The organism is Actinocatenispora thailandica, assembly GCF_016865425.1.
Lineage (GTDB): Bacteria > Actinomycetota > Actinomycetes > Mycobacteriales > Micromonosporaceae > Actinocatenispora > Actinocatenispora thailandica.
In genome coordinates this window covers 3,400,379-3,422,347 of sequence record NZ_AP023355.1, presented here as the reverse complement: position 1 = coordinate 3,422,347, position 21,969 = coordinate 3,400,379, and the positions used below count along the sequence as shown (strand labels likewise).

Annotated in this window: 12 protein-coding genes, 2 rRNA genes and 2 pseudogenes; 13 read left to right on the top strand and 3 right to left on the bottom strand. The window is 69.9% G+C overall.

Annotation, left to right across the window (positions count from 1 at the left end; genetic code table 11):
* Position 1: 1 nt before the first annotated feature.
* Positions 2-2,497 (top strand): phenylalanine--tRNA ligase subunit beta, encoded by a 2,496-nt coding sequence (gene pheT, locus Athai_RS15210; RefSeq protein WP_203962085.1) that lies wholly within the window; start codon positions 2-4, stop codon positions 2,495-2,497.
* Positions 2,498-2,682: 185 nt separating this feature from the next.
* On the opposite strand, the gene Athai_RS15205 is transcribed toward pheT, so the two are convergent.
* The gene (locus Athai_RS15205) at positions 2,683-4,458 is read right to left on the bottom strand and encodes a DUF6311 domain-containing protein (protein WP_203962084.1); all 1,776 of its coding nucleotides are present in this window, start codon (positions 4,456-4,458) and stop codon (positions 2,683-2,685) included.
* Complete coding sequence (locus tag Athai_RS15200; RefSeq protein WP_203962083.1) at positions 4,455-5,153, bottom strand: glycosyltransferase family 2 protein; 699 nt, start codon at positions 5,151-5,153, stop codon at positions 4,455-4,457. Before Athai_RS15200 ends, Athai_RS15205 begins: the two co-directional genes overlap by 4 nt.
* Before the next feature lie 293 nt (positions 5,154-5,446).
* Here Athai_RS15200 and argC point away from each other — a divergent pair, with 293 nt between their 5' ends.
* The 8 genes and pseudogenes from argC to Athai_RS15155 all read left to right on the top strand — a co-directional run bounded on the left by argC (position 5,447) and on the right by Athai_RS15155 (position 13,618).
* Positions 5,447-6,460 carry an N-acetyl-gamma-glutamyl-phosphate reductase gene (gene argC / locus Athai_RS15195; RefSeq protein ID WP_203965744.1) on the top strand — a complete coding sequence of 338 codons (1,014 nt, stop codon included), beginning with the start codon at positions 5,447-5,449 and terminating at the stop codon, positions 6,458-6,460.
* An 82-nt stretch (positions 6,461-6,542) separates the two neighbouring features.
* The gene (argJ, locus tag Athai_RS15190; RefSeq protein ID WP_203965742.1) at positions 6,543-7,694 is read left to right on the top strand and encodes a bifunctional glutamate N-acetyltransferase/amino-acid acetyltransferase ArgJ; all 1,152 of its coding nucleotides are present in this window, start codon (positions 6,543-6,545) and stop codon (positions 7,692-7,694) included.
* Positions 7,691-8,623 carry an acetylglutamate kinase gene (gene argB / locus Athai_RS15185; protein ID WP_203962082.1) on the top strand — a complete coding sequence of 311 codons (933 nt, stop codon included), beginning with the start codon at positions 7,691-7,693 and terminating at the stop codon, positions 8,621-8,623. The genes argJ and argB overlap by 4 nt, the downstream gene beginning before the upstream one ends.
* A gap of 59 nt (positions 8,624-8,682) precedes the next feature.
* Positions 8,683-9,975: pseudogene (locus Athai_RS15175) on the top strand (acetylornithine transaminase); the annotation flags it as partial.
* A gap of 1 nt (position 9,976) precedes the next feature.
* On the top strand, positions 9,977-10,969 hold the full coding sequence (gene argF / locus Athai_RS15170; protein ID WP_203962081.1) for an ornithine carbamoyltransferase: 993 nt from the start codon (positions 9,977-9,979) through the stop codon (positions 10,967-10,969).
* The gene (locus tag Athai_RS15165) at positions 10,966-11,505 is read left to right on the top strand and encodes an arginine repressor (RefSeq protein WP_203962080.1); all 540 of its coding nucleotides are present in this window, start codon (positions 10,966-10,968) and stop codon (positions 11,503-11,505) included. The genes argF and Athai_RS15165 overlap by 4 nt, the downstream gene beginning before the upstream one ends.
* A 72-nt stretch (positions 11,506-11,577) precedes the next feature.
* Positions 11,578-13,020 (top strand): argininosuccinate lyase, encoded by a 1,443-nt coding sequence (gene argH, locus Athai_RS15160; RefSeq protein ID WP_239156954.1) that lies wholly within the window; start codon positions 11,578-11,580, stop codon positions 13,018-13,020.
* A pseudogene (locus tag Athai_RS15155) lies at positions 13,017-13,618 on the top strand (DNA-3-methyladenine glycosylase). The gene argH and the pseudogene Athai_RS15155 overlap by 4 nt, the downstream one beginning before the upstream one ends.
* A gap of 14 nt (positions 13,619-13,632) precedes the next feature.
* Here the strand turns inward: Athai_RS15155 and Athai_RS15150 are convergent.
* Positions 13,633-14,034 (bottom strand): MerR family transcriptional regulator, encoded by a 402-nt coding sequence (locus Athai_RS15150; RefSeq protein ID WP_203962079.1) that lies wholly within the window; start codon positions 14,032-14,034, stop codon positions 13,633-13,635.
* A 58-nt stretch (positions 14,035-14,092) separates the two neighbouring features.
* On the opposite strand from Athai_RS15150, the gene Athai_RS15145 reads away from it, so the two are divergent.
* The 4 genes from Athai_RS15145 (at position 14,093) to Athai_RS15130 (ending at position 21,954) form a co-directional block, all read left to right on the top strand.
* A complete protein-coding gene (locus tag Athai_RS15145; protein WP_203962078.1) occupies positions 14,093-14,968 on the top strand; it encodes an imine reductase family protein in 876 nt (291 codons plus the stop codon).
* 55 nt (positions 14,969-15,023) lie between these two features.
* Positions 15,024-16,283: a tyrosine--tRNA ligase gene (gene tyrS / locus Athai_RS15140; RefSeq protein WP_203962077.1), complete on the top strand. Its 1,260-nt coding sequence runs from the start codon at positions 15,024-15,026 to the stop codon at positions 16,281-16,283.
* A 654-nt stretch (positions 16,284-16,937) separates the two neighbouring features.
* Positions 16,938-18,459: ribosomal RNA gene (locus tag Athai_RS15135) — 16S ribosomal RNA — on the top strand.
* A gap of 373 nt (positions 18,460-18,832) precedes the next feature.
* A 23S ribosomal RNA gene (locus Athai_RS15130) occupies positions 18,833-21,954 on the top strand.
* The 16S and 23S rRNA genes sit together here, the layout of an rRNA operon.
* Positions 21,955-21,969: the final 15 nt, after the last annotated feature.

Genomic DNA, 21,969 nt, shown 5'->3' with positions numbered 1-21,969 from the left:
CGTGCTGGTACCGCTGTCATGGCTTCGGGAGGCCGTGGACGTTCCCGTCACCCGCACCGCCGCCGAGATCGGCGAGGCGTTCACCGCACTCGGCGTCGAGGTGGAGGAGATCAGTGACCTCGCGGCGAGCGTGCGGGGTCCGCTGGTGGTCGGCAAGGTGCTCGACATCGAGGAGCTGACCGGGTTCAAGAAGCCGATCCGGTACTGCCAGGTCGATGTCGGCGCCGCGAACGGCACCGGTGCGCCACAGAGCATCGTCTGCGGCGCGCGCAACTTCGCGGTCGGTGACCTGGTCGTGGTGATCCTGCCCGGCGGCGTTTTGCCGGGCGAGTTCACCATCGGCGCCCGCAAGACCTACGGGAGGCTGTCGGCCGGGATGATCTGCTCGGCCCGCGAGCTGGGCCTGGGCGACGACCACGACGGCATCATCGTGCTGCCGGCCGACACCGTGGCCGCGCCAGGTACCGACGCCCGGCCGGTGGTCGGGCTGGACGAGGTCGTGTTCGACCTGTCGATCACCCCGGACCGCGGCTACCAGCTGTCGATCCGCGGCCTGGCCCGGGAACTGGCCCGCGCGCTGGACGCGCCGTACCGGGACCCGGCGGACCGGCCGGCGACCGGGGGCTCGGCGCAGGCGTCGGCGGGTCGGCGGATCCTGGTCGAGGACGCGACCGGCTGCGACCGGTTCAGCGCCCGGTTGGTGACCGGCGTCGACCCGGCCGCACCCAGTCCACAGTGGATGGTGCGACGGCTGGCGCACGCCGGGATCCGGTCGATCTCGCTGCCGGTGGACGTCACCAACTACGTGATGGTGGAGCTGGGTCAGCCGATGCACGCGTTCGACGCCGGCACGCTGACCGGTGACCTGGTGGTCCGCCGCGCCCGGGAAGGCGAACGGCTGACCACGATCGACCACGTCGACCGGGCACTGTCCACCGAGGACCTGGTGATCTGCGACGACACCGGGGTGATCTCGCTGGCTGCGGTGATGGGCGGCGCGACCACCGAGGTCGGCGGGGCCACCACCGACGTGCTGTTCGAGGCGGCGCACTGGGATCCGGCCTCGATCAGCCGCACCGCTCGCCGGCACCGGCTGCTGTCCGAGGCGTCGAAGCGGTTCGAACGAGCCGTCGACCCGGCCGTCACCCTGGTCGCGTTGCAGCGCGCGGTGGACCTGCTGGTCGAGTACGGCGGTGGCACCGCGGGCGCCGAGGTCGTCGACGTGAATCAGGTGGTACCGCCGGAGACGGTGCTGCTGCCCGCGTCGCTGCCCGGCCGGGTCGTCGGCGTCGACTACCCGCTGTCGCGGGTGGTGGAGCTGGTCGAGGCGGTCGGCGCGCAGGTCGCCGTGGCAGACGACACGATGGCGGTCACCCCGCCGAGCTGGCGGCCGGACCTGGTCGACCCCGTCGACCTGGTCGAGGAGGTGGTTCGCCTCGACGGGTACGGCAAGGTGCCGTCGGTGTTGCCGCCGGTGGTGGCCGGCAACGGGCTGACCGACGCGCAGCGGCTTCGCCGGTCGGTGGCGCGGGCGCTGGCCGAGGCCGGCTACGTGGAGGTGCTGAGCTACCCGTTCGTCAGCCCGGAGTCGTTCGACGCGCTGGGGTTGCCCGACGACGACGCGCGCCGGACCGCGGTGCGGTTGGCGAACCCGCTGTCGGAGCGGGAACCGTTGCTGCGCACCACCTTGCTGCCGACGCTGCTCGCGACGTTGCGGCGCAACCTGGCCCGGGGGCAGCGCGACGTCGCGCTGTTCGAGTCCGGACTGGTGTTCCGGCCGGCGGCCGACACCCTGGCCGAGGTGCCGGCGCTGCCGGTGGACCGGCGGCCCACCGACACCGAACTGGCCGCCGCGCTCGCCGTGGTGCCGCGCCAGCCGTACCGGGTGGCGGCCGTCGTCACCGGTGAGGTGCAGCGGGCCGGCTGGTGGGGTGATGGTCGGGTGGCGGACTGGACCGACGCGCTCGCGGCGGCCCGGCTGGTGGCGCGCACCGCCGGCGTCTCGCTGGCCGTACGGGCCGACCGGCACGCGCCGTGGCATCCGGGTCGGTGCGCCGAGCTGACCGTCGGCGGGGTGCTGGTGGGGCACGCCGGCGAGCTGCATCCGGAGGTGTGCCAGGCGCTGGAGCTGCCCCGCGGTACCGCGGCGATGGAGCTGGAGCTGTCCGCACTGCCGGCCCGCGAACCGGTGCCGGCGCCGTCGATCTCGACCTATCCGCCGGCGTTGATCGACGTCGCGCTGCTGGTCGACGACGCGGTACCGGCCGCCGACGTGCAGGCGGCGCTGTCCGCCGGCGCGGGGGAGTTGCTGGAGTCGATCCGGCTGTTCGACGTGTTCCGCGGCGACCAGCTCGGGGCGGGGCGCAAGTCGCTCGCGTACAAGCTGACCTTCCGGGCCGCTGACCGGACGCTGACCGCCGAGGAGGCGGTGACCGCCCGGGACGCGGCGGTGGCCGAGGCGACCCACCGGGTCGGCGCCGCCCTTCGCGGCGCCTGAGCGCCCGGGCCACGGTTCCGGGCGCCCGGAACCGTGGCCCGACCCGGCGCCGGAACCGCGACCGGTCGCCGCGGCCGGGCACCGGGATGCGGAGTTGGCCACGGTCTGCTCGTGGCGGGCACCGTGCCGGTGTGTCGACGACCCGGCGGGGTCCCTGCCGGGCGAGAACCCGCCGGGAGTACCGCTCACCCGGTCGGGCGGACGTCCCAGTACCAGACACCGCTGGCGTAGCGGGCGTGTACCGACAGCAACCGGTCCAGGGTGTGCCGGACGGCGGTACCGTGCGGGGCGGTCGGATCCAACACCACGCAGTCGGTACGGCCGGCCGCGAGGTCGCTGCGGGCCCGGGCCCGCTCGGCGTCGTCGACCCGCGGTACCCGGCCGGTCCGGGAGACGCGCGCCGCGGTGCTGGCGAGCCGGCTGCGCGGGGTGCCCCACTGCGCCTTGCCGTCCGGGCCGGGGATCATCACCGCCCCGTCGGGTACCGCCATCGCCGCGTTCGTGCCGGACGACCAGCGCATCGACAGCCGGTCGGTGGCGAAGCTGGTCGGTACCGCGAGCACCGTGTGGCCGGCGCGCACGTGCTCACGCCAGCTGCCGGCGGTGAAGAACTGGGGGATCGGCGGCCGGTGCGTGACCGGCAGCGCCGTCGGCAGGATCGGCACCAGCGCCGCGGCGTACGCGGCGAGCCAGGGCGGCCGGGGCAGCCCGGTGCGCACCGCGCGGTCGGCGCCGAACGTGAGGATCGCGCCGAACGCGGCGATGGTGACCAGCGCGAGCCGGTCGGGGATCGCCTGTTCGATCAGCGGCAGCCGGGCCACCAGCGCCCACGGACCTGCCACCCCGGTGTGCGCCCGCATCAGCACGATCTCGGTGCCGAAGCTGCACACCGCGAACAGCAGCCCGGTCGCGGCCAGCGCGAGCACGGTGCGGCGCCGCCGCAGCCACCAGACCAGGACCGCCACCAGGACCAGCAAGCCCGGCCCGAGGAACGCGGTCTGCTCGGTGGCGTTGCCGGAGTAGACCCGCGCCGCCTGCGCAGCCCCGCCGAGCAGCGAGAACGCGTTGAACCAGGGCCAGGAGGCCACGTCGGTGCCGTAGATCCCGATGTCCCACGGGGTGCCGTGGTAGCTGTTCGGCCCGGCCAGCAGCACCCACAGCGGGTAGCCGGCGAGCACCGCGAACACGATCACGGCCACGCCGAGCCGGATCGCGAGGCCGCGCACCTGCCGCCGCGCCGCCGACGGCACGAACGCCGCCCACAGCAGGACGAACGCGCCGGCCCCGAGCACGGTGAACAGCAGCACCTCGGTACCGGTGAGCAGCTGCGCGGTGAGCAGCACGCCGAGCAGCGCGCCCCGGCGCACCGGGCGCGGTGCGCCGGGGGAGGGCAGCACGCACCCGACGATGAACGGCACCAGGAACTGCGCGGTGATGTGCACGTGCGCGTTGGACAGCGAGATCATGCCCGGCGCGAAGCCGATCAGCCCGGCGCCGAGCCCGGCGGCGAGCGCCGAGTCGGTCAGCCGGCGCCGGAACAGCGCGTACCACGCCGCCGCGGTGCCGGCCAGGCACAGCCCGGTGAACAGGACGAACGTGGTCGCCGCACCGAACGCCAGGGTGATCGGGGCGAGGATGAGCGCGGGCAGCACGATCGACGAGTTCGCCATCAGGTTGGCGCCGTGCGGCACCTGCACCGAGTCGGTCAGCAGCGGGTTGCTCAGGTGCGTCAGTGCGTACCCGCCGTGCGCGAACATCCACTCCATCAGCGGCTGGTCGTTGCGGTTGTCGGCGAGTAGCCGGGTGTCCGGTGCGACCCACAGCCGGCTGGTGACCCAGTAGCCCAGCGCCGCATAGCAGAGCAGGACGGCGAGGTGGCCGGGCCAGCGCCGTGCCGGCGCGGCGGGCGCGTCCTCGGTGGACGCGTCCGGAGCGTGCTCGTCGGCCAGCCGGTGACTCACCGCGTGCGGGGCACCGGCGTCAGTCGCTGCCGGGCCAGGATGCCCAGCGCCTTCACGCCGTCCAGCCAGGTGATCTTCTTGCCGTCGGCGCGGCTTCGCGCCGAGTAGCTGATCGGCACCTCGTACGGCCGGATGTGGCGGCGCAGCAGCTTGCCGGTCACTTCCGCCTCCATTCCGAAGCCGTGCGAGGAGATGTCCAGCTCCCGGTACAGCCGGGTGGGCATCAGTTTGAAGCAGGTCTCCAGGTCCGACAGGTAACAGTTGTACAGAATGTTCGCCGCCGTGGTGATGGCCTTGTTGCCCATCACGTACCAGAACGAGAAGGCGGCATGCCCGCCGAAGCTGCGGTTGCCGTAGATCACCGTGCCCTGCCCGTCGCGTACCGGCTTGAGCAGCTTCGGGATGTCCCGCGGGTCGTACTCCAGGTCGGCGTCGAGCACCACCATGTAGTCGCCGGTGGCCTCCCGCACCCCGGTGTGGATGGCGGCACCCTTGCCCTGGTTGGTGGTGTGGTGCACGACGCGGACCCGCGGATCGGCGAAGTGGTCGAGCAGCTCACTGGTGCGGTCGGTGCTGCCGTCGTCGACGACGAGCAGTTCCACCTCGCACGGGTAGCTGACCTCCAGGGTCTGCTTGATGGCGGTGATGACCCGTTGGTCCTCGTTGTACACGGGCATCAGGATCGACAGGCGCACTGGAAACACCCCAACCGATTGGCTCGCCGGGCCTGCGTCCCAGGCTGCCTGAGGCAGCGTCCCGGCCGGACACGAACGGCCTCCCCCGCACCCCGTGAGGTGAACCCACGGGCACTCCGTGTGCTTAGCCGCAGGACCTGATCGTAACCACGCCGGGGCCTCCGGCAGGCCGGAGCGACGGACATCTCGGTACCTCTTTACGGGCCGCTTGCCGGCTCGGACGTGGCGTGGGTAACCGGGCGGGAGGTTCGCATCGTGATACAGTGCGGTGCATAGACATGCGGGAGGTTGTCGTGGGCGTACGGGTGGCCGTGGCCGGTGCGAGCGGGTACGCGGGGGGTGAGCTGCTGCGCCTGATCGCCGGGCATCCGAGCCTGGATCTCGTCGCGGCCACCGGCGACAGCAGCGCCGGCCGGGCGGTCACCGACCTGCACCCGCAGCTGGCGACGCTCGCCGGGGTGCCGCTGCGGCCCACCGAGCCGGCCGAGTTCGCCGACGCCGAGCTGGTGTTCCTGGCCCTGCCGCACGGACACTCGGCCGCGCTCGCCGCGGCGCTGCCGGCCGGCGTCAAGGTGGTCGACCTCGGCGCCGACCACCGGCTCGTCGACCCCGCCGACTGGCACCGCTACTACCCGGGCGAGCACGCCGGCACCTGGACCTACGGGCTGCCCGAGCTGCCCGGCCAGCGGGCCGCGATCGGCGCCGCCGACCGGGTCGCCGCCACCGGCTGCTACGTGGTCGCCAGCACCCTGCCGCTGGCCCCGTTGATCGCCGCCGGCGTCGCCGATCCGGACGACGTGGTGGTCGTCGCGGCCTCCGGCACCTCGGGCGCCGGCCGGTCCGCGAAGCCGCACCTGCTCGGCAGCGAGGTGCTGAACGACGTCTCGGCCTACAAGGTCGGCACCCATCAGCACACGCCGGAGATCAAGCAGGCCACCGGCGCCCGCGGCCTGTCGTTCACCCCACTGCTGGCCCCGATGCCGCGCGGCATCCTGGCCACCGTCACGGCCCGCCCGACCGGCGCCGGCAGCGCCACGGCGGTGCGGCAGGTGCTCGCCGACGCGTACGCGGACGAGCCGTTCGTGACCCTGCTGCCCGACGGCGCCTGGCCGCACACCGCCGCGACGTTCGGTTCGAACGGCTGCCAGCTGCAGGTCACCGTCGACGGCGACGCCGGCCGGATCGTGGCGGTCAGCGCCATCGACAACCTGGGCAAGGGTGCCGCCGGCCAGGCCGTGCAGTGCGCCAACCTGATGCTGGGGCTGCCGGAGACGGCCGGGCTGACCGCGAACGGGGTGGCGCCGTGACACACCCGACCGGGTTCGGCTGCGCTGCAGGCGATGCGACGAAGGAGCGACGTTCATGAGCGGGCACGACGAGGGGCTGGAGATCGGCGTGACCGCGCCGGCGGGTTTCCGCGCCGCCGGCGCCACCGCCGGGATCAAGCCGTCCGGCGCGCCGGACGTGGCGCTGGTGGTCAACGACGGGCCGGACGCGACCGCGGCCGGCGTGTTCACCCGCAACCGGGTCAAGGCCGCGCCGGTGCTGTGGAGCGAGCGGGTGCTCGCCGCCGGCATCGTCAAGGCGGTGGTGCTCAACTCCGGCAACGCCAACGCGTGTACCGGCAAGGCGGGGTTCGGCGACACCCACGCCACCGCCGAGCACGTCGCCGCCCGGCTGGGCATCGGGCCGGCGGACGTGGCGGTCTGCTCCACCGGGCTGATCGGCGAGCGGCTACCGGTCGACAAGCTGCTGGCCGGGGTGAACACCGCGGCGAAGGGGTTGTCCCGCACCGGGGGCGCCGACGCCGCCGAGGCCATCCGTACCACCGACACCCGGGCCAAGCAGGTCCGCCTGGACGGCGACGGTTACGTGCTGGGCGGCATGGCGAAGGGTGCCGGGATGCTCGCGCCGGCCCTCGCCACCATGCTGTGCGTACTGACCACCGACGCGGTCGCCGACACCGACGTGCTGAACGACGCGCTGCGCGAGGCGTGCCGGGTCACCTTCGAGCGGGTCGACTCCGACGGCTGCCTGTCCACCAACGACACCGTGTTGCTGCTCGCCTCCGGCGCGTCCGGGGTGAGCGCCGACCCGGCCGAGCTGACCGACCTGGTCACCGCGGCGTGCGCCGATCTCGCCGGGCAGCTGCTGTCCGACGCCGAGGGCGCCAGCAAAGACGTGACGATCGAGGTGGTGGACGCGGCCACCGAGGACGACGCGGTCGAGGTGGGCCGGGCCATCGCCCGCAACAACCTGGTCAAGACCGCCCTGTTCGGCAACGATCCGAACTGGGGCCGCATCCTCGCCGCCATCGGTACCACCGGCGCCGCGTTCCGGCCGGACGAGCTGGACGTGGCGATCAACGGGGTGTGGATCTGCCGGGGTGGCGCGGCGGCGGCCGACCGGTCCGGTGTCGACCTCTCCGACCGGGCGGTGACCATCACCGCCCGGCTGGCCGCCGGTACCGCCTCGGCGACGGTGTGGACCAACGACCTGACGCACGGCTACGTGCACGAGAACTCGGCGTACTCGACATGACCGACGTGGTGGCCCCCGAGCTGGGGGACAAGCTCGCGGTCGCGATGGCCAAGGCGGAGGTGCTCACCGAGGCGCTGCCGTGGCTCGCGGAGTTCCAGGGCGCGACGGTGGTCGTCAAGTACGGCGGGCACGCGATGGTCGACCCGGCGCTGCGCCGCTCGTTCGCCGCGGACATGGTGTTCCTGCGCCGGGTCGGGCTGCGGCCGGTGGTGGTGCACGGCGGCGGGCCGCAGATCTCGGCGATGCTGTCGCGGCTGGACATCCGGAGCGAGTTCCGGGGCGGCCTGCGGGTCACCACGCCGGAGTCGCTGGACGTCGTGCGGATGGTGCTGGTCGGTCAGGTCGGCCGGGAGCTGGTCGGGCTGATCAACGAGCACGGCCCGCTCGCGGTCGGCATCTCCGGTGAGGACGCGCAGCTGTTCACCGCGGTCCGGCGGACCGCGCTGGTCGACGGCGACGAGGTCGACCTGGGCCTGGTCGGCGACGTGGCGACGGTCGACACCGGGATCGTCGACGACCTGCTGGACGGCGGCCGGATCCCGGTCGTCTCGACCGTCGCGCCGGACGCCGACGGCGTCGTACACAACCTGAACGCCGACACCGCCGCCTCGGCGCTCGCGGTGGCGCTGGACGCGCAGAAGTTCGTGGTGCTCACCGACGTACCGGGGCTGTATGCGAACTGGCCGGACACCGACAGCCTGATCTCCCGGCTGCCGGCGCACGAGCTCGCCACGCTGCTGCCCGGCCTGGCGGCCGGGATGGTGCCGAAGATGGAGGCATGCCTGCGCGCGGTGCGCGGCGGCGTGCCGCAGGCGCACGTGATCGACGGCCGGGTGGCGCACTCGATCCTGCTGGAAGTGTTCACCTCCGCCGGCTTCGGCACCATGGTCGTGCCCGGCGACGACAACGCGACAGGGGAGAAATCGTGACCGACGACCTGGTGGCCCCCAACCCCGGCGGCGATCCGGCGGCGTCGAACGGCGGCGATCTGGTGGCGCGGTGGGACGCCGCGGTGCTGCACAACTACGGCACGCCGGCGGTGGCGCTGGTGCGCGGCGACGGCGCGGTGGTCACCGACGAGCACGGCCGCGACTACCTCGACCTGTTCGCCGGGATCGCGGTGAACGCGCTGGGCCACGCGCATCCGGCGATCGTGTCGGCGGTCAGCGAGCAGATCGCCACCCTCGGCCACGTCGGCAACTTCTTCGCCAACCCGCCGCAGGTGGCGCTCGCCGAGCGGCTGCTCGCGCTGTTCGGCCGCCCGGCCAGGTGTACTTCGCCAACTCCGGGACCGAGGCCAACGAGGCGGCGTTCAAGCTGTCCCGGCGCACCGGTCGCCGCCACATCGTGTCCACCGTGGACGCCTTCCACGGCCGTACCATGGGTGCGCTCGCGCTGACCGGCCAGCCGAGCAAGGCGGCTGCGTTCGCCCCGCTGCCCGGCGAGGTCACCCACGTGCCGTACGGGGACGCCGAGGCGCTCGCCGCCGCCGTCACCGACGCCACCGCGATGGTGATCCTGGAGCCGATCCAGGGCGAGGCCGGGGTGGTCCCGGCGCCTCCCGGTTACCTCGCCGCGGCCCGCGAGATCACCGAGCGGCACGGTGCGCTGCTCTGCCTGGACGAGATCCAGACCGGCGTCGGCCGCACCGGCCACTGGTTCGCCCACCAGGCCGAAGGGGTACGCCCGGATGTCGTGACGCTCGCCAAGGGCCTCGGTGGCGGCCTGCCGCTCGGGGCCTGCGTCGCGTTCACCGACACCGCGTACGGCGACGTCGCGGCGCTGCTGCCACCCGGCTCGCACGGCTCGACGTTCGGCGGCAACCCGGTGTGCTGCGCCGCCGGCCTCGCGGTACTGACCACGATCGCCGACGAGCAGCTGCTCGACCACGTCAAGGCGCTCGGCGAACGCATCCGGGCCGGGGTCGCCGCGCTCGGCCATCCGGCGATCGCCGAGGTCCGCGGTACCGGCCTGCTGCTCGGCATCGTGCTGACCGCTCCGGTCGCGCCGGCGGCCGCGGCGGCGCTGCGCGACGCCGGATTCCTGATCAACCCGTGCCAGCCGGACGTGCTGCGGCTCGCGCCGCCGCTGACGCTGACCGCCGCGCAGGCGGACGGTTTTCTCGCCGCACTCCCGGCCGCGCTGACCGCGGCCACCACCACGACCGGCGGCACTGCCACCGGCACGGCCGCGGCGGGCGGCACTGCCACCGGCACGGCCGCGGCCGGCGGCACCGTCGGCAGCACCGCCGAGACCGCCATCGACACCGCCGGAGGCAACCAGTGACCCGCCACTTCCTGCGCGACGACGCGCTCAGCCCGGCCGAGCAGGCGCAGGTCCTGGACCTGGCCGACGCGTACAAGGCGGACCGGTACGGGTTCACTCCGCTCGCGCGCCGCGCGGTGGCGGTGATCTTCGAGAAGCCGTCGCTGCGCACCCGCAACTCGTTCGAGGTGGGCATCGCGCAACTCGGTGGCCAGCCGCTGATCATCGACGCGCGCAGCACCCACTTCGGCCGCGGCGAGACGGTCGCGGACGCGGCCCGGGTACTGTCCCGCTACGTGGACGCGATCGTGATCCGCACGTTCGGCGACGACCGGCTGGCCGAGCTCGCCGCCGCCTCGTCGGTGCCGGTGGTCAACGCGCTGACCGACGGCTTCCACCCCTGCCAGCTGCTCGCCGACCTGCAGACCATCCGGGAGCGCCGCGGTGTCCTCGCCGGGACGACGGTGACCTACCTCGGCGACGGCGCGAACAACATGGCGCATTCGTTCCTGCTGGCCGGTGCCACCGCCGGGATGCACGTGCGGATCGCCGGCCCGGACGGCTACCAGCCCGACCCGCAGGTGCTCGCCGAGGCGACCCGGATCGCGGGCGGCACCGGCGGCTCGACCGCGGTACTGACCGATCCGAAGCAGGCGGTCGACGGCGCCGACGTGCTCGTCACCGATACCTGGACCTCGATGGGCCAGGAGGACGACGGCAAGGACCGCACCACCCCGTTCCTGCCGTACCAGGTCAACACGGACCTGCTCGCCGCCGCCGCGGACGGGGCGTTCGCGCTGCACTGCCTGCCGGCGCACCGCGGCGAGGAGATCACCGACGAGGTCCTCGACGACCCGGCCGGCGCGATCTTCGACGAGGCGGAGAACCGGCTGCACGCGCAGAAGGCGCTGCTGGGCTGGTTGCTCGACGACGCCCGGCAGACCGGCGCGGGTCGGCCCGGCGCCGGTGCGCAGGCCGGGGGCAGCCCAGCGCAGGGGGGTACGACATGACGACCGGCATCCAGGACGGCGACCCGGGTACCGCGCCGCGGCCGGTGACGAAGGCGGCCCGGCACGCCCGCATCGCCGAGCTGATCCGCACCCGTACCGTGCGGTCGCAGACCGAACTCGTGCAGTTGCTCGCCGACGGCGGCATCACCGTCACCCAGGCCACGCTGTCCCGGGACCTGGAGGAACTCGGCGCGGTCAAGGTCCGCGGCACCGACGGCGGTGCGTCCAGCTACCTGCTGCCGGAGGAGGGCGGCCCACCGATGCGGCCGGCCGAGCAGGCGCCGGCCCGGCTGCAGCGGCTGCTGCGTGAACTGCTCACCGGTGCCGACGCGAGCGGCAACCTCGCGGTGCTGCGTACCCCGCCCGGCGCGGCGCAGTTCCTCGCGAGCGCGCTGGACCGGTCGGGCCTGCCGGAGGTGGTCGGCACCATCGCCGGCGACGACACCATCGCGGTGATCGCCCGGGAGCCACTGTCCGGCGCCGACCTCGCCGCCCAGCTGCTGCGCTGGGGCGGCACCGACGAACCCGAGAGCTGACCCGCCGCGGTGCCATCCGGGCGCCGCGAGGGCAGCTCGTACCCATCCATCGCACCCAGGAAGAATGGCGGCGTGAGCGAACAGCAGCAGAACGCGACCGAACCGACCCGACTGTGGGGCGGCCGGTTCGCCGGCGGCCCGGCCGAGGCGCTGGCCCGGCTGAGCCTGTCGGTGCACTTCGACTGGCGCCTCGCGCCGTACGACATCGCCGGTTCCCGCGCGCACGCCCGGGTGCTGGCCCGCGCCGGCCTGCTCGACGCCGACGAACTGGGCCGGATGCTCGCCGCGCTGGACGACCTCGCCGCAGCCTGCGCGGCCGGCGAGTTCACCCCCACCGTCGAGGACGAGGACGTGCACACCGCGCTGGAACGCGGCCTGCTGGAGCGGCTCGGTACGCTCGGCGGCAAACTGCGGGCCGGCCGCAGCCGCAACGACCAGGTCGCCACCGACCTCCGGCTGTACCTGCGCGACCACGTGCGCGGGCTCGCCGGCCGGCTGGTCGACCTGGTCGAGGCGTTGACCGAGCAGGCCCGCAACAACGTCGACACCCCGGCGCCGGGCATGACCCACCTGCAGCACGCGCAGCCGATCTCGTTCGGTCACCAGCTGCTCGCGCACGTCCAGTCGTTCGGCCGTGACCTGGACCGGCTCGCCGACTGGGACACCCGCGCCGCGTACAGCCCGCTCGGTGCCGGCGCCCTGGCCGGCTCCTCGCTGCCGCTGGACCCGGCGGCGGTCGCCACCGAACTCGGCTTCGACGCGCCCTGCGCGAACTCCATCGACGCGGTGTCCGACCGGGACTTCGCCGCCGAGTTCCTGTTCGACGCCGCCCTGATCGGGGTGCACCTGTCCCGGCTCGGCGAGGAGATCGTGCTGTGGACCTCGCAGGAGTTCGGCTGGGTGGAGCTGGACGACGCGTTCGCCACCGGCTCGTCGATCATGCCGCAGAAGAAGAACCCGGACGTCGGTGAGCTGGCCCGCGGCAAGGCGGGCCGGCTGCTCGGCAACCTGACCGGCCTGCTGGCCACGCTCAAGTCGCTGCCGCTCGCGTACGACCGGGACCTGCAGGAGGACAAGGAACCCGTCTTCGACGCGATCGACACCCTGGAGGTTCTGCTGCCGGCGCTGACCGGGCTGGTCACGACCATGACCGTGCGGGCCGACGTGCTCGCCGCCGCCGCGCCGCAGGGCTACACGCTCGCGACCGAGGTCGCCGACTGGCTGGTTCGCCGCGGCGTACCGTTCCGCGACGCGCACGAGATCTCCGGCGCCCTGGTCGCCCTGTGCCTGTCCCGCGGCTGCGCCCTCGACGAGGTGTCCGACGCCGACCTCGCGGCGGTCAGCGATCGGCTGACCCCGCAGGTCCGTGAGGTGCTGTCGGTGCCGGGTGCGCTCGCGGCGCGCACCACGCCGGGCTCGACCGGCCCCGGCCCGGTCACCGACCAGCTGGCCGCGCTGGACGCGAAGGTCACCGGCTGGCGCGGCTGGGCGGACACCCAGGTGGTGCCGCGCTGAGCTACCGGTTCCTGTCGGCCCCGGCCGAGCAGGTCGACGCCACCGCGCGCGCCCTGCTCGGCTGGGAGCTGACCGCACACGGGGTGCGGCTGCGCCTCACCGAGGTCGAGGCGTACGCGGGCACCGGCGGCGACCCCGCCTCGCACGCGCACCGCGGCCGTACCCCGCGCAACGCGGTGATGTTCGGCCCGGCCGGGTACGCCTACGCGTACTTCGTGTTCGGCGTGCACTGGTGCTTCAACATCGTCTGCGGCCGCTCCGGCGAGGCGGCCGCGGTGCTGCTGCGCGCCGGCGAGGTGATCGACGGCATCGAGCTGGCCCGCGAACGCCGTCCCGGCGCCGCCGACCGGGACCTGGCCCGCGGCCCGGCCCGGCTGGGGCGCGCCCTCGCGGTCGGCGCCGAGGTCAACGGAACCTCGGTGATCGACGGGACTGGCCCGCTGCACCTGACGCCGCCGACCGCTCCGGTACTGCCGGAGGCGGTCTCTGCCGGCCCCGGGTCGGGGTGGCGGCGGCACACGACGTGCCGTGGCGCTTCTGGATCACCGGCGACCGGACCGTCAGCCCGTACCGCCGGCACGTGCCCCGGCGCCGCTGACCCCCGGGGCGCGGTCAGGCACCGGCACCGGCCGCATCGAGTTCGGCCAGGGACGTGGCGAACGGCCGATCCCGGTCGGCGATCAGGCTGTCGAGAAGGTCCCGCGCCGCGACCAGCCGGCGCACCGAGGCGGTGATGCGGTCCCGCTCGGCGCCGAGGCCGTCGAGCAGCTCCGGGCAGACCGGTACCCGTACGACGGCCGGGTCGGCGAGGCACGGCAGGATCTCCGCGATCACCGCGGTACCCAGTCCCGCGGCCAGCAGGACCTGGATCTGGCGCACGGTGCGCTCCGCGGCCTCGGGATAGTCGCGGTATCCGTTCGGTCGTCGCGCCGGGGTGAGCAGCCCCTGCTGTTCGTAGTACCGCAGGGCGCGCCGGCTCACGCCGGTGCGCGCGGCGAGGTCTCCGATCTCCATGTGAGCCAGTCGACCAACTCTTGACCTTCACGTCAACGTCAACCCTTAGCGTCGCGCCATGACAGAAACCACCACCTCGCAGGTCACCGTGCTCGGACTCGGCCCGATGGGTACCGCGCTCGCCGCGGCGTTCCTCGCCGCCGGGCACCGCACCACGATCTGGAATCGCACCCCCGGCCGTACCGCCGCTCTGGCCGAGCGGGGCGCCACTCCGGCGGACACCGCCGCTGCCGCGGTCGCCGCGTCCCCGCTGGTCGTCGCCTGCGTACGCGACTACGCCGCGCTCCGCACGGTGCTCACCGGCACCGGCGCCGACTGGACCGGCCGTACGCTCGCCAATCTCGGCTCGGGACGCCCGGACGAGGCGCGCGCCCTCGCCGCCTGGGCCGGTGCGCAGCGCCTCGGCTACCTGGACGGCGCGATCCTCACCCCGACCCCGACGATCGGCACCGCCGCCGGCACCGTGCTCTACAGCGGACCCGAGGAGAGCTTCGCGGTACACCGACCGACCCTGGCCGCGCTGGGTGGCCGCCCGGCGTACCTGGATGCCGACCCGGGCCGGGCCGCGGCGTACGAGATGGCGCTGCTGGACCTGTTCGCGACCGCGGTGCACGGCGTCGCGCACTCGTTCGCGCTGGCCCGCGCGGAGCGGATCGCGCCGACCGACCTCGCCCCGTACGCGCGTGGCATCGGCGGCCTGCTGCCCGAGATGATCGACCGGGCGGCCCGGCAACTGCAGGCGGGGGAGTTCCCCGGCGAGGTGTCCACCATCGGCTCCGCCGCGGCGACGATCCGGCACGTCGCCGAGACGGCCCGGGCGCACGAGCTGGACACCGGTGCGCTCGACGCGGTGCGCGCGCTGGTCGACCGGGCCGTCGCGGCCGGCCACGGCGGCGCCGGGCTCGGCCGCCTGGCCCTGTCCGTACCGCGCTGACCGAGCGGGCGAACTAGCTGGCCGGCCCCGCGCGGGATGCGGAACAATCACCACCGTGACCGACATCGTTGCCGACCTCCAGTGGAGAGGTCTCATCAAGGACAGCACCGACCCGGACGAGCTGGCCAAGCATCTGGCCAACGGGCCGGTGACGTTCTATGTCGGGTTCGACCCCACCGGACCGAGCCTGCACATCGGCCACCTGGTGCAGATCCTGACCGCGCGGCGCCTGCAGCAGGCCGGCCACCGGCCGCTGGTGCTCGTCGGCGGCGCGACCGGACTGATCGGCGACCCGAAGGACGCGGGCGAGCGCACCCTCAACGCGCCGGAGGTGGTTGCCGGCTGGGTGCGCCGGTTGCAGGACCAGCTTGCCCCGTTCGTCACGTTCTCCGGGGATCTCGCCGCCCGCGCCGTCAACAACCTCGACTGGACCGCCGAGATGTCGGTGGTGGAGTTCCTGCGCGACGTGGGCAAGCACTTCCCGGTCAACCAGATGCTCTCCCGGGAGATCGTCCGGGCCCGGCTGGCGGCCGGTGGCATCAGCTTCACCGAGTTCAGCTACCAGCTGCTGCAGTCCAACGACTTCTTCCAGCTGCACCGCCGGTACGGCTGCACGGTGCAGTTCGGCGGTTCCGACCAGTGGGGCAACATCACCGCCGGGGTGGACTACTGCCGTCGCCAGGGCGCGGCGGTCCAGGCCTTCACCACTCCGCTGATCACCCGCGCCGACGGCACCAAGTTCGGCAAGACCGCGGACGGCCAGTCGGTCTGGCTGGATCCGGCGATGACCAGCCCGTACGCGTTCTACCAGTTCTGGTTCAACACCGCCGACGCCGACGTCGGCCGGTACCTGCGGTGTTTCAGCTTCCGCTCGCACGACGAGATCGAGGAGCTGATCGCCGCCGGCACGGCGCGCCCGGCGGCTCGGGCCGGCCAGCGCGCCCTGGCGGAGGAGCTGACCACGCTGGTGCACGGTGCGCACGAGACCGCCCAGGTCGTCGCCGCGAGCCAGGCGCTGTTCGGCCGCGGCCAGCTCGACGGGCTGGACGAGTCCACTGTGGACGCCGCGTTGCGCGAGGCCGGACTGCTGGAGGTCGCGGAGTTGCCGAGCGTGGCCACCTTGTTCAAGCAGTCCGGGCTGTGCGCGAGCCTGTCCGAGGCGCGCCGCGCGGTGGCCGAGGGCGGCGCCTACGTCAACAACGAGCGGGTCGCGGACGCAGAAGCTGTTCCGGGGCCGGATCGGTTGCTGTACAACCGTTTCCTGGTACTGCGTCGGGGCAAGCGAACGGTCGCCGGGGTGCAGTTGACCAGCTGAGGTGTGCCGGCCGGGGTGGCGCCGTCCGTCTGGTGTGGACGGACGGCGCCTCGTGTGAGCGGGGACACCGCCCCCCGGTTTGACGCGGCGATCATGGGTCGCGTAACTTACTTCTTGCCCGCGGGGAACACGGACAGGGCCGGACGCGAAAGCGGCCGGTGGCCGGCCCGGGGCGACGATCAGGTCGAAAGACAAGATCGTCGGGCGGTGCAGGAGCATCACCGGGAAGCCGGGTTTGCATCTGCGAGACCGACCATGTACTCTGGAACACCGCAGGAAGCCGGACGAGCCGGTCGACGTGCGAGATCTTGATCTTGCGCGAGACCCGGAAGGCCGGTCTGCGACCCCCGGATGAGAGCCCAGAAATGGGAGCGCTAGTCTGGGGAGGCCCAAGAGACAACGAGGCCGCCTCGAGCGGTGGGTTTCTTGCGGGCACATGGGAACAAGCCCCTGTGGTTGCCACTTAGTGGTCGTCGTAGGTGTGCGTTTGTTTCTTGAGAACTCAACAGGGTGTTGAAAAGCCAGTGCATTATGTTTTGCCCCGTTGCCATGGCTGACCGTTGGTTGGTTGTGGTGGGGTTCCTTTGATGCAGTTCGCCTGGCTCCTTCGTTGGTGGAGGGGTTGGGTGTGTTGCTGGGATTTTCTTCAAGTTTTTGGTGGAGAGTTTGATCCTGGCTCAGGACGAACGCTGGCGGCGTGCTTAACACATGCAAGTCGAGCGGAAAGGCCCTTTCGGGGGTACTCGAGCGGCGAACGGGTGAGTAACACGTGAGTAACCTGCCTTCAGCTTCGGGATAACCCCGGGAAACCGGGGCTAATACCGGGTATTCATGTCGTCTCGCATGGGATGATGTGGAAAGGGTTTACCGGCTGGGGATGGACTCGCGGCCTATCAGCTTGTTGGTGGGGTAGTGGCCTACCAAGGCGACGACGGGTAGCCGGCCTGAGAGGGCGACCGGCCACACTGGGACTGAGACACGGCCCAGACTCCTACGGGAGGCAGCAGTGGGGAATATTGCGCAATGGGCGGAAGCCTGACGCAGCGACGCCGCGTGGGGGATGACGGCCTTCGGGTTGTAAACCTCTTTCAGCAGGGACGAAGCGAAAGTGACGGTACCTGCAGAAGAAGCTCCGGCTAACTACGTGCCAGCAGCCGCGGTAAGACGTAGGGGGCGAGCGTTGTCCGGATTTATTGGGCGTAAAGAGCTCGTAGGTGGCTTGTCGCGTCGGTTGTGAAAACCTGCAGCTTAACTGTGGGCGTGCAGCCGATACGGGCGGGCTAGAGGCAGGTAGGGGAGAGTGGAACTCCTGGTGTAGCGGTGAAATGCGCAGATATCAGGAAGAACACCGGTGGCGAAGGCGGCTCTCTGGACCTGTTCTGACGCTGAGGAGCGAAAGCATGGGGAGCGAACAGGATTAGATACCCTGGTAGTCCATGCCGTAAACGTTGGGCGCTAGGTGTGGGGACCACTCCACGGTTTCCGTGCCGTAGCTAACGCATTAAGCGCCCCGCCTGGGGAGTACGGCCGCAAGGCTAAAACTCAAAGGAATTGACGGGGGCCCGCACAAGCGGCGGAGCATGCGGATTAATTCGATGCGACGCGAAGAACCTTACCTGGGTTTGACATCGCCGGAAATCCTGCAGAGATGTGGGGTCCTTCGGGGCCGGTGACAGGTGGTGCATGGCTGTCGTCAGCTCGTGTCGTGAGATGTTGGGTTAAGTCCCGCAACGAGCGCAACCCTTGTCCGATGTTACCAGCGGGTTATGCCGGGGACTCATCGGAGACTGCCGGGGTCAACTCGGAGGAAGGTGGGGATGACGTCAAGTCATCATGCCCCTTAAGTCCAGGGCTTCACGCATGCTACAATGGCCGGTACAGAGGGCTGCGATACCGCGAGGTGGAGCGAATCCCTTAAAGCCGGTCTCAGTTCGGATTGCAGTCTGCAACTCGACTGCATGAAGTCGGAGTCGCTAGTAATCGCAGATCAGCAACGCTGCGGTGAATACGTTCCCGGGCCTTGTACACACCGCCCGTCACGTCACGAAAGTCGGTAACACCCGAAGCCGGTGGCCTAACCCCTTGTGGGAGGGAGCTGTCGAAGGTGGGACTGGCGATTGGGACGAAGTCGTAACAAGGTAGCCGTACCGGAAGGTGCGGCTGGATCACCTCCTTTCTAAGGAGCGTCTGGCAGCTGAAAGGTTGTCCAGGGCCAGGCAGGAGCGGATGTCTTCTGTTGGTTGCTCAGTGGTGGAGTGCTGGCTAGTTCTGTTCTGGCGACGGTTCGCGTGGTTAGTACTGTCATCTGCCTGTGGGTGGGTGGTTCAGGAAGGGGCGTGGATGCGGCTGGGATGGTCGACACCCTGTTGGGTCCTGAAGGAACAAACTGTTGTTTGTTTTTTCGGGTTGGTTGCAGGTCCTGCATGGCCAATATACCGCTTCTGATGGTGCCGGGTTGTCTGGTGTTGTTGGGGGGTTTGGTGTTGGTGTGGTGTGTGGGGTTTCTGCCCGTTGTTTGAGAACTACACAGTGGACGCGAGCATCTTTGTGGTCAAGTGTTTAAGGGCGCATGGTGGATGCCTTGGCACCAGGAGCCGATGAAGGACGTGGGAGGCTGCGATATGCCTGGGGGAGTTGTCAACCGAGCTGTGATCCCAGGATTTCCGAATGGGGGAACCCAGCACCAGTCATGTGGTGTTACCCGCGCTTGAATATATAGGGCGTGTGGAGGTAACGCGGGGAAGTGAAACATCTCAGTACCCGTAGGAAGAGAAAACAATAGTGATTCCGTGAGTAGTGGCGAGCGAAAGCGGATGAGCCTAAACCGAGCGCATGTGATAGCCGGCGGGCGTTGTGTGTTCGGGGTTGTGGGGCTTGCTGTGATCCTCCCGCTGGGGGGTCGGGCAGTGAGAAAGTCGTGTGCTAGCTGAAGGGTCTGGAAAGGCCTGCCGTAGAGGGTGAGAGTCCTGTAGGCGAAAGTGCGCGGCCTGTCTATGTGAGTTCCCGAGTAGCGGCGGACCCCGGAAATCTGCCGTGAATCTGCCAGGACCACCTGGTAAGGCTAAATACTCCCTGGTGACCGATAGCGGACTAGTACCGTGAGGGAAAGGTGAAAAGTACCCCGGGAGGGGAGTGAAAGAGTACCTGAAACCATGTGCCTACAATCCGTCAGGGCTGCACCGTTGGGTGTGGTGATGGCGTGCCTTTTGAAGAATGAGCCTGCGAGTTAGTGGTGCGTGGCGAGGTTAACCTGTGTGGGGGAGCCGTAGCGAAAGCGAGTCCGATAAGGGCGTTGAGTCGCGTGTCCTAGACCCGAAGCGGGGTGATCTACCCATGGGCAGGCTGAAGCGCGGGTAAGACCGTGTGGAGGGCCGAACCCACCAGGGTTGAAAACCTGGGGGATGACCTGTGGGTAGGGGTGAAAGGCCAATCAAACTCCGTGATAGCTGGTTCTCCCCGAAATGCATATAGGTGCAGCGTCGCGTGTTTCTTGCCGGAGGTAGAGCACTGGATGGCCTAGGGGGCTTACCAGCTTACTGAAGTCAGCCAAACTCCGAATGCCGGTAAGTGAGAGCGCGGCAGTGAGACGGCGGGGGATAAGCTTCGTCGTCGAGAGGGAAACAGCCCAGATCACCAGCTAAGGCCCCTAAGCGTGTGCTAAGTGGAAAAGGATGTGGGGTTGCCGAGACAACCAGGAGGTTGGCTTAGAAGCAGCCATCCTTGAAAGAGTGCGTAATAGCTCACTGGTCAAGTGATTCCGCGCCGACAATGTAGCGGGGCTCAAGCACACCGCCGAAGCTGTGGCATTCACATGTGTATCTGGCTCGACTCTTTGTGGGTTGGGTCTAGGTGTGTGGATGGGTAGGGGAGCGTCGTGCCACGGGTGAAGCAGCCGGGTGACCGAGTTGTGGACGTGGTGCGAGTGAGAATGCAGGCATGAGTAGCGATAGCAGGGTGAGAAACCCTGCCGCCGGATGTCCAAGGGTTCCAGGGTCAAGCTTTTCTGCCCTGGGTAAGTCGGGGCCTAAGGCGAGGCCGTGAGGCGTAGTCGATGGATAACGGGTTGATATTCCCGTACCCGCGTAGAAGCGTCCCTGATGAAACTTTCTGTGCTAACCCGTGATGTTGGTTGAGGTCTTCGGATCGAGGCTGGTGGATCGGGGATCCTGGTTGGGAGTAGTCAAGCGATGGGGTGACGTAGGAGGGTAGCTGAGCCCGGCCGGTGGTTGTGCCGGGGTAAGCGTGTAGGGCGTGGTGTAGGTAAATCCGCATCGCATGTGCCTGAGACGTGAAGCCGAGCCGATTTTGGTGAAGTCAGTGATCCCATGCTACCGAGAAAAGCCTCTAGCGAGCTTCGAGCGGCCCGTACCCTAAACCGACACAGGTGGACAGGTAGAGAATACCGAGGCGTTCGGGTGAACTGTGGTTAAGGAACTCGGCAAATTGCCCCCGTAACTTTGGGAGAAGGGGGCCGGACGCGTGAACACCCTTGCGGTGGGAGCGTGGTATGGCCGCAGAGACCAGGGGAAAGCGACTGTTTACTAAAAACACAGGTCCGTGCGAAGTTGTAAGACGATGTATACGGACTGACGCCTGCCCGGTGCTGGAACGTTAAGGGGACCGGTTAGTTGCGTTTCGGCGTGGCGAAGCTGAGAACTTAAGCGCCAGTAAACGGCGGTGGTAACTATAACCATCCTAAGGTAGCGAAATTCCTTGTCGGGTAAGTTCCGACCTGCACGAATGGCGTAACGACTTTCCCGCTGTCTCAACCACAGGCCCGGCGAAATTGCATTACGAGTAAAGATGCTCGTTACGCGCGGCAGGACGGAAAGACCCCGGGACCTTTACTATAGCTTGGTATTGGTGTTCGGTTCGGCTTGTGTAGGATAGGTGGGAGCCGTTGAGTCCTCGACGCTAGTTGGGGCGGAGGCAATCTTGAAATACCACTCTGGTCGTACTGGATGTCTAACCTCGGGCCATGATCTGGTTCAGGGACAGTGCCTGGTGGGTAGTTTAACTGGGGCGGTTGCCTCCTAAAGGGTAACGGAGGCGCCCAAAGGTCCGCTCAGCCTGGTTGGCAATCAGGTGGTGAGTGTAAGTGTAGAAGCGGGCTTGACTGTGAGACTGACGGGTCGAGCAGGGACGAAAGTCGGGACTAGTGATCCGGCACTTGCGAGTGGAAGCGGTGTCGCTCATCGGATAAAAGGTACCCCGGGGATAACAGGCTGATCTTCCCCAAGAGTCCATATCGACGGGATGGTTTGGCACCTCGATGTCGGCTCGTCGCATCCTGGGGCTGGAGTAGGTCCCAAGGGTTGGGCTGTTCGCCCATTAAAGCGGTACGCGAGCTGGGTTTAGAACGTCGTGAGACAGTTCGGTCCCTATCCGCCGCGCGCGTTGCAGATTTGAGAAGGGCTGTCCCTAGTACGAGAGGACCGGGACGGACGAACCTCTGGTGTGCCAGTTGTCCTGCCAGGGGCACGGCTGGTTGGCTACGTTCGGAAGGGATAACCGCTGAAAGCATCTAAGCGGGAAGCCTGCTTCAAGATGAGGTCTGCTGCCCCGGAGACGGGGGTAAGGCCCCCAGGAGATGACTGGGTTGATAGGCCGGAGGTGTAAGCGCGGTAACGTGTTGAGCTGACCGGTACTAATAGGCCGAGGGCTTGACTACAAGGTTGTGTGCGTC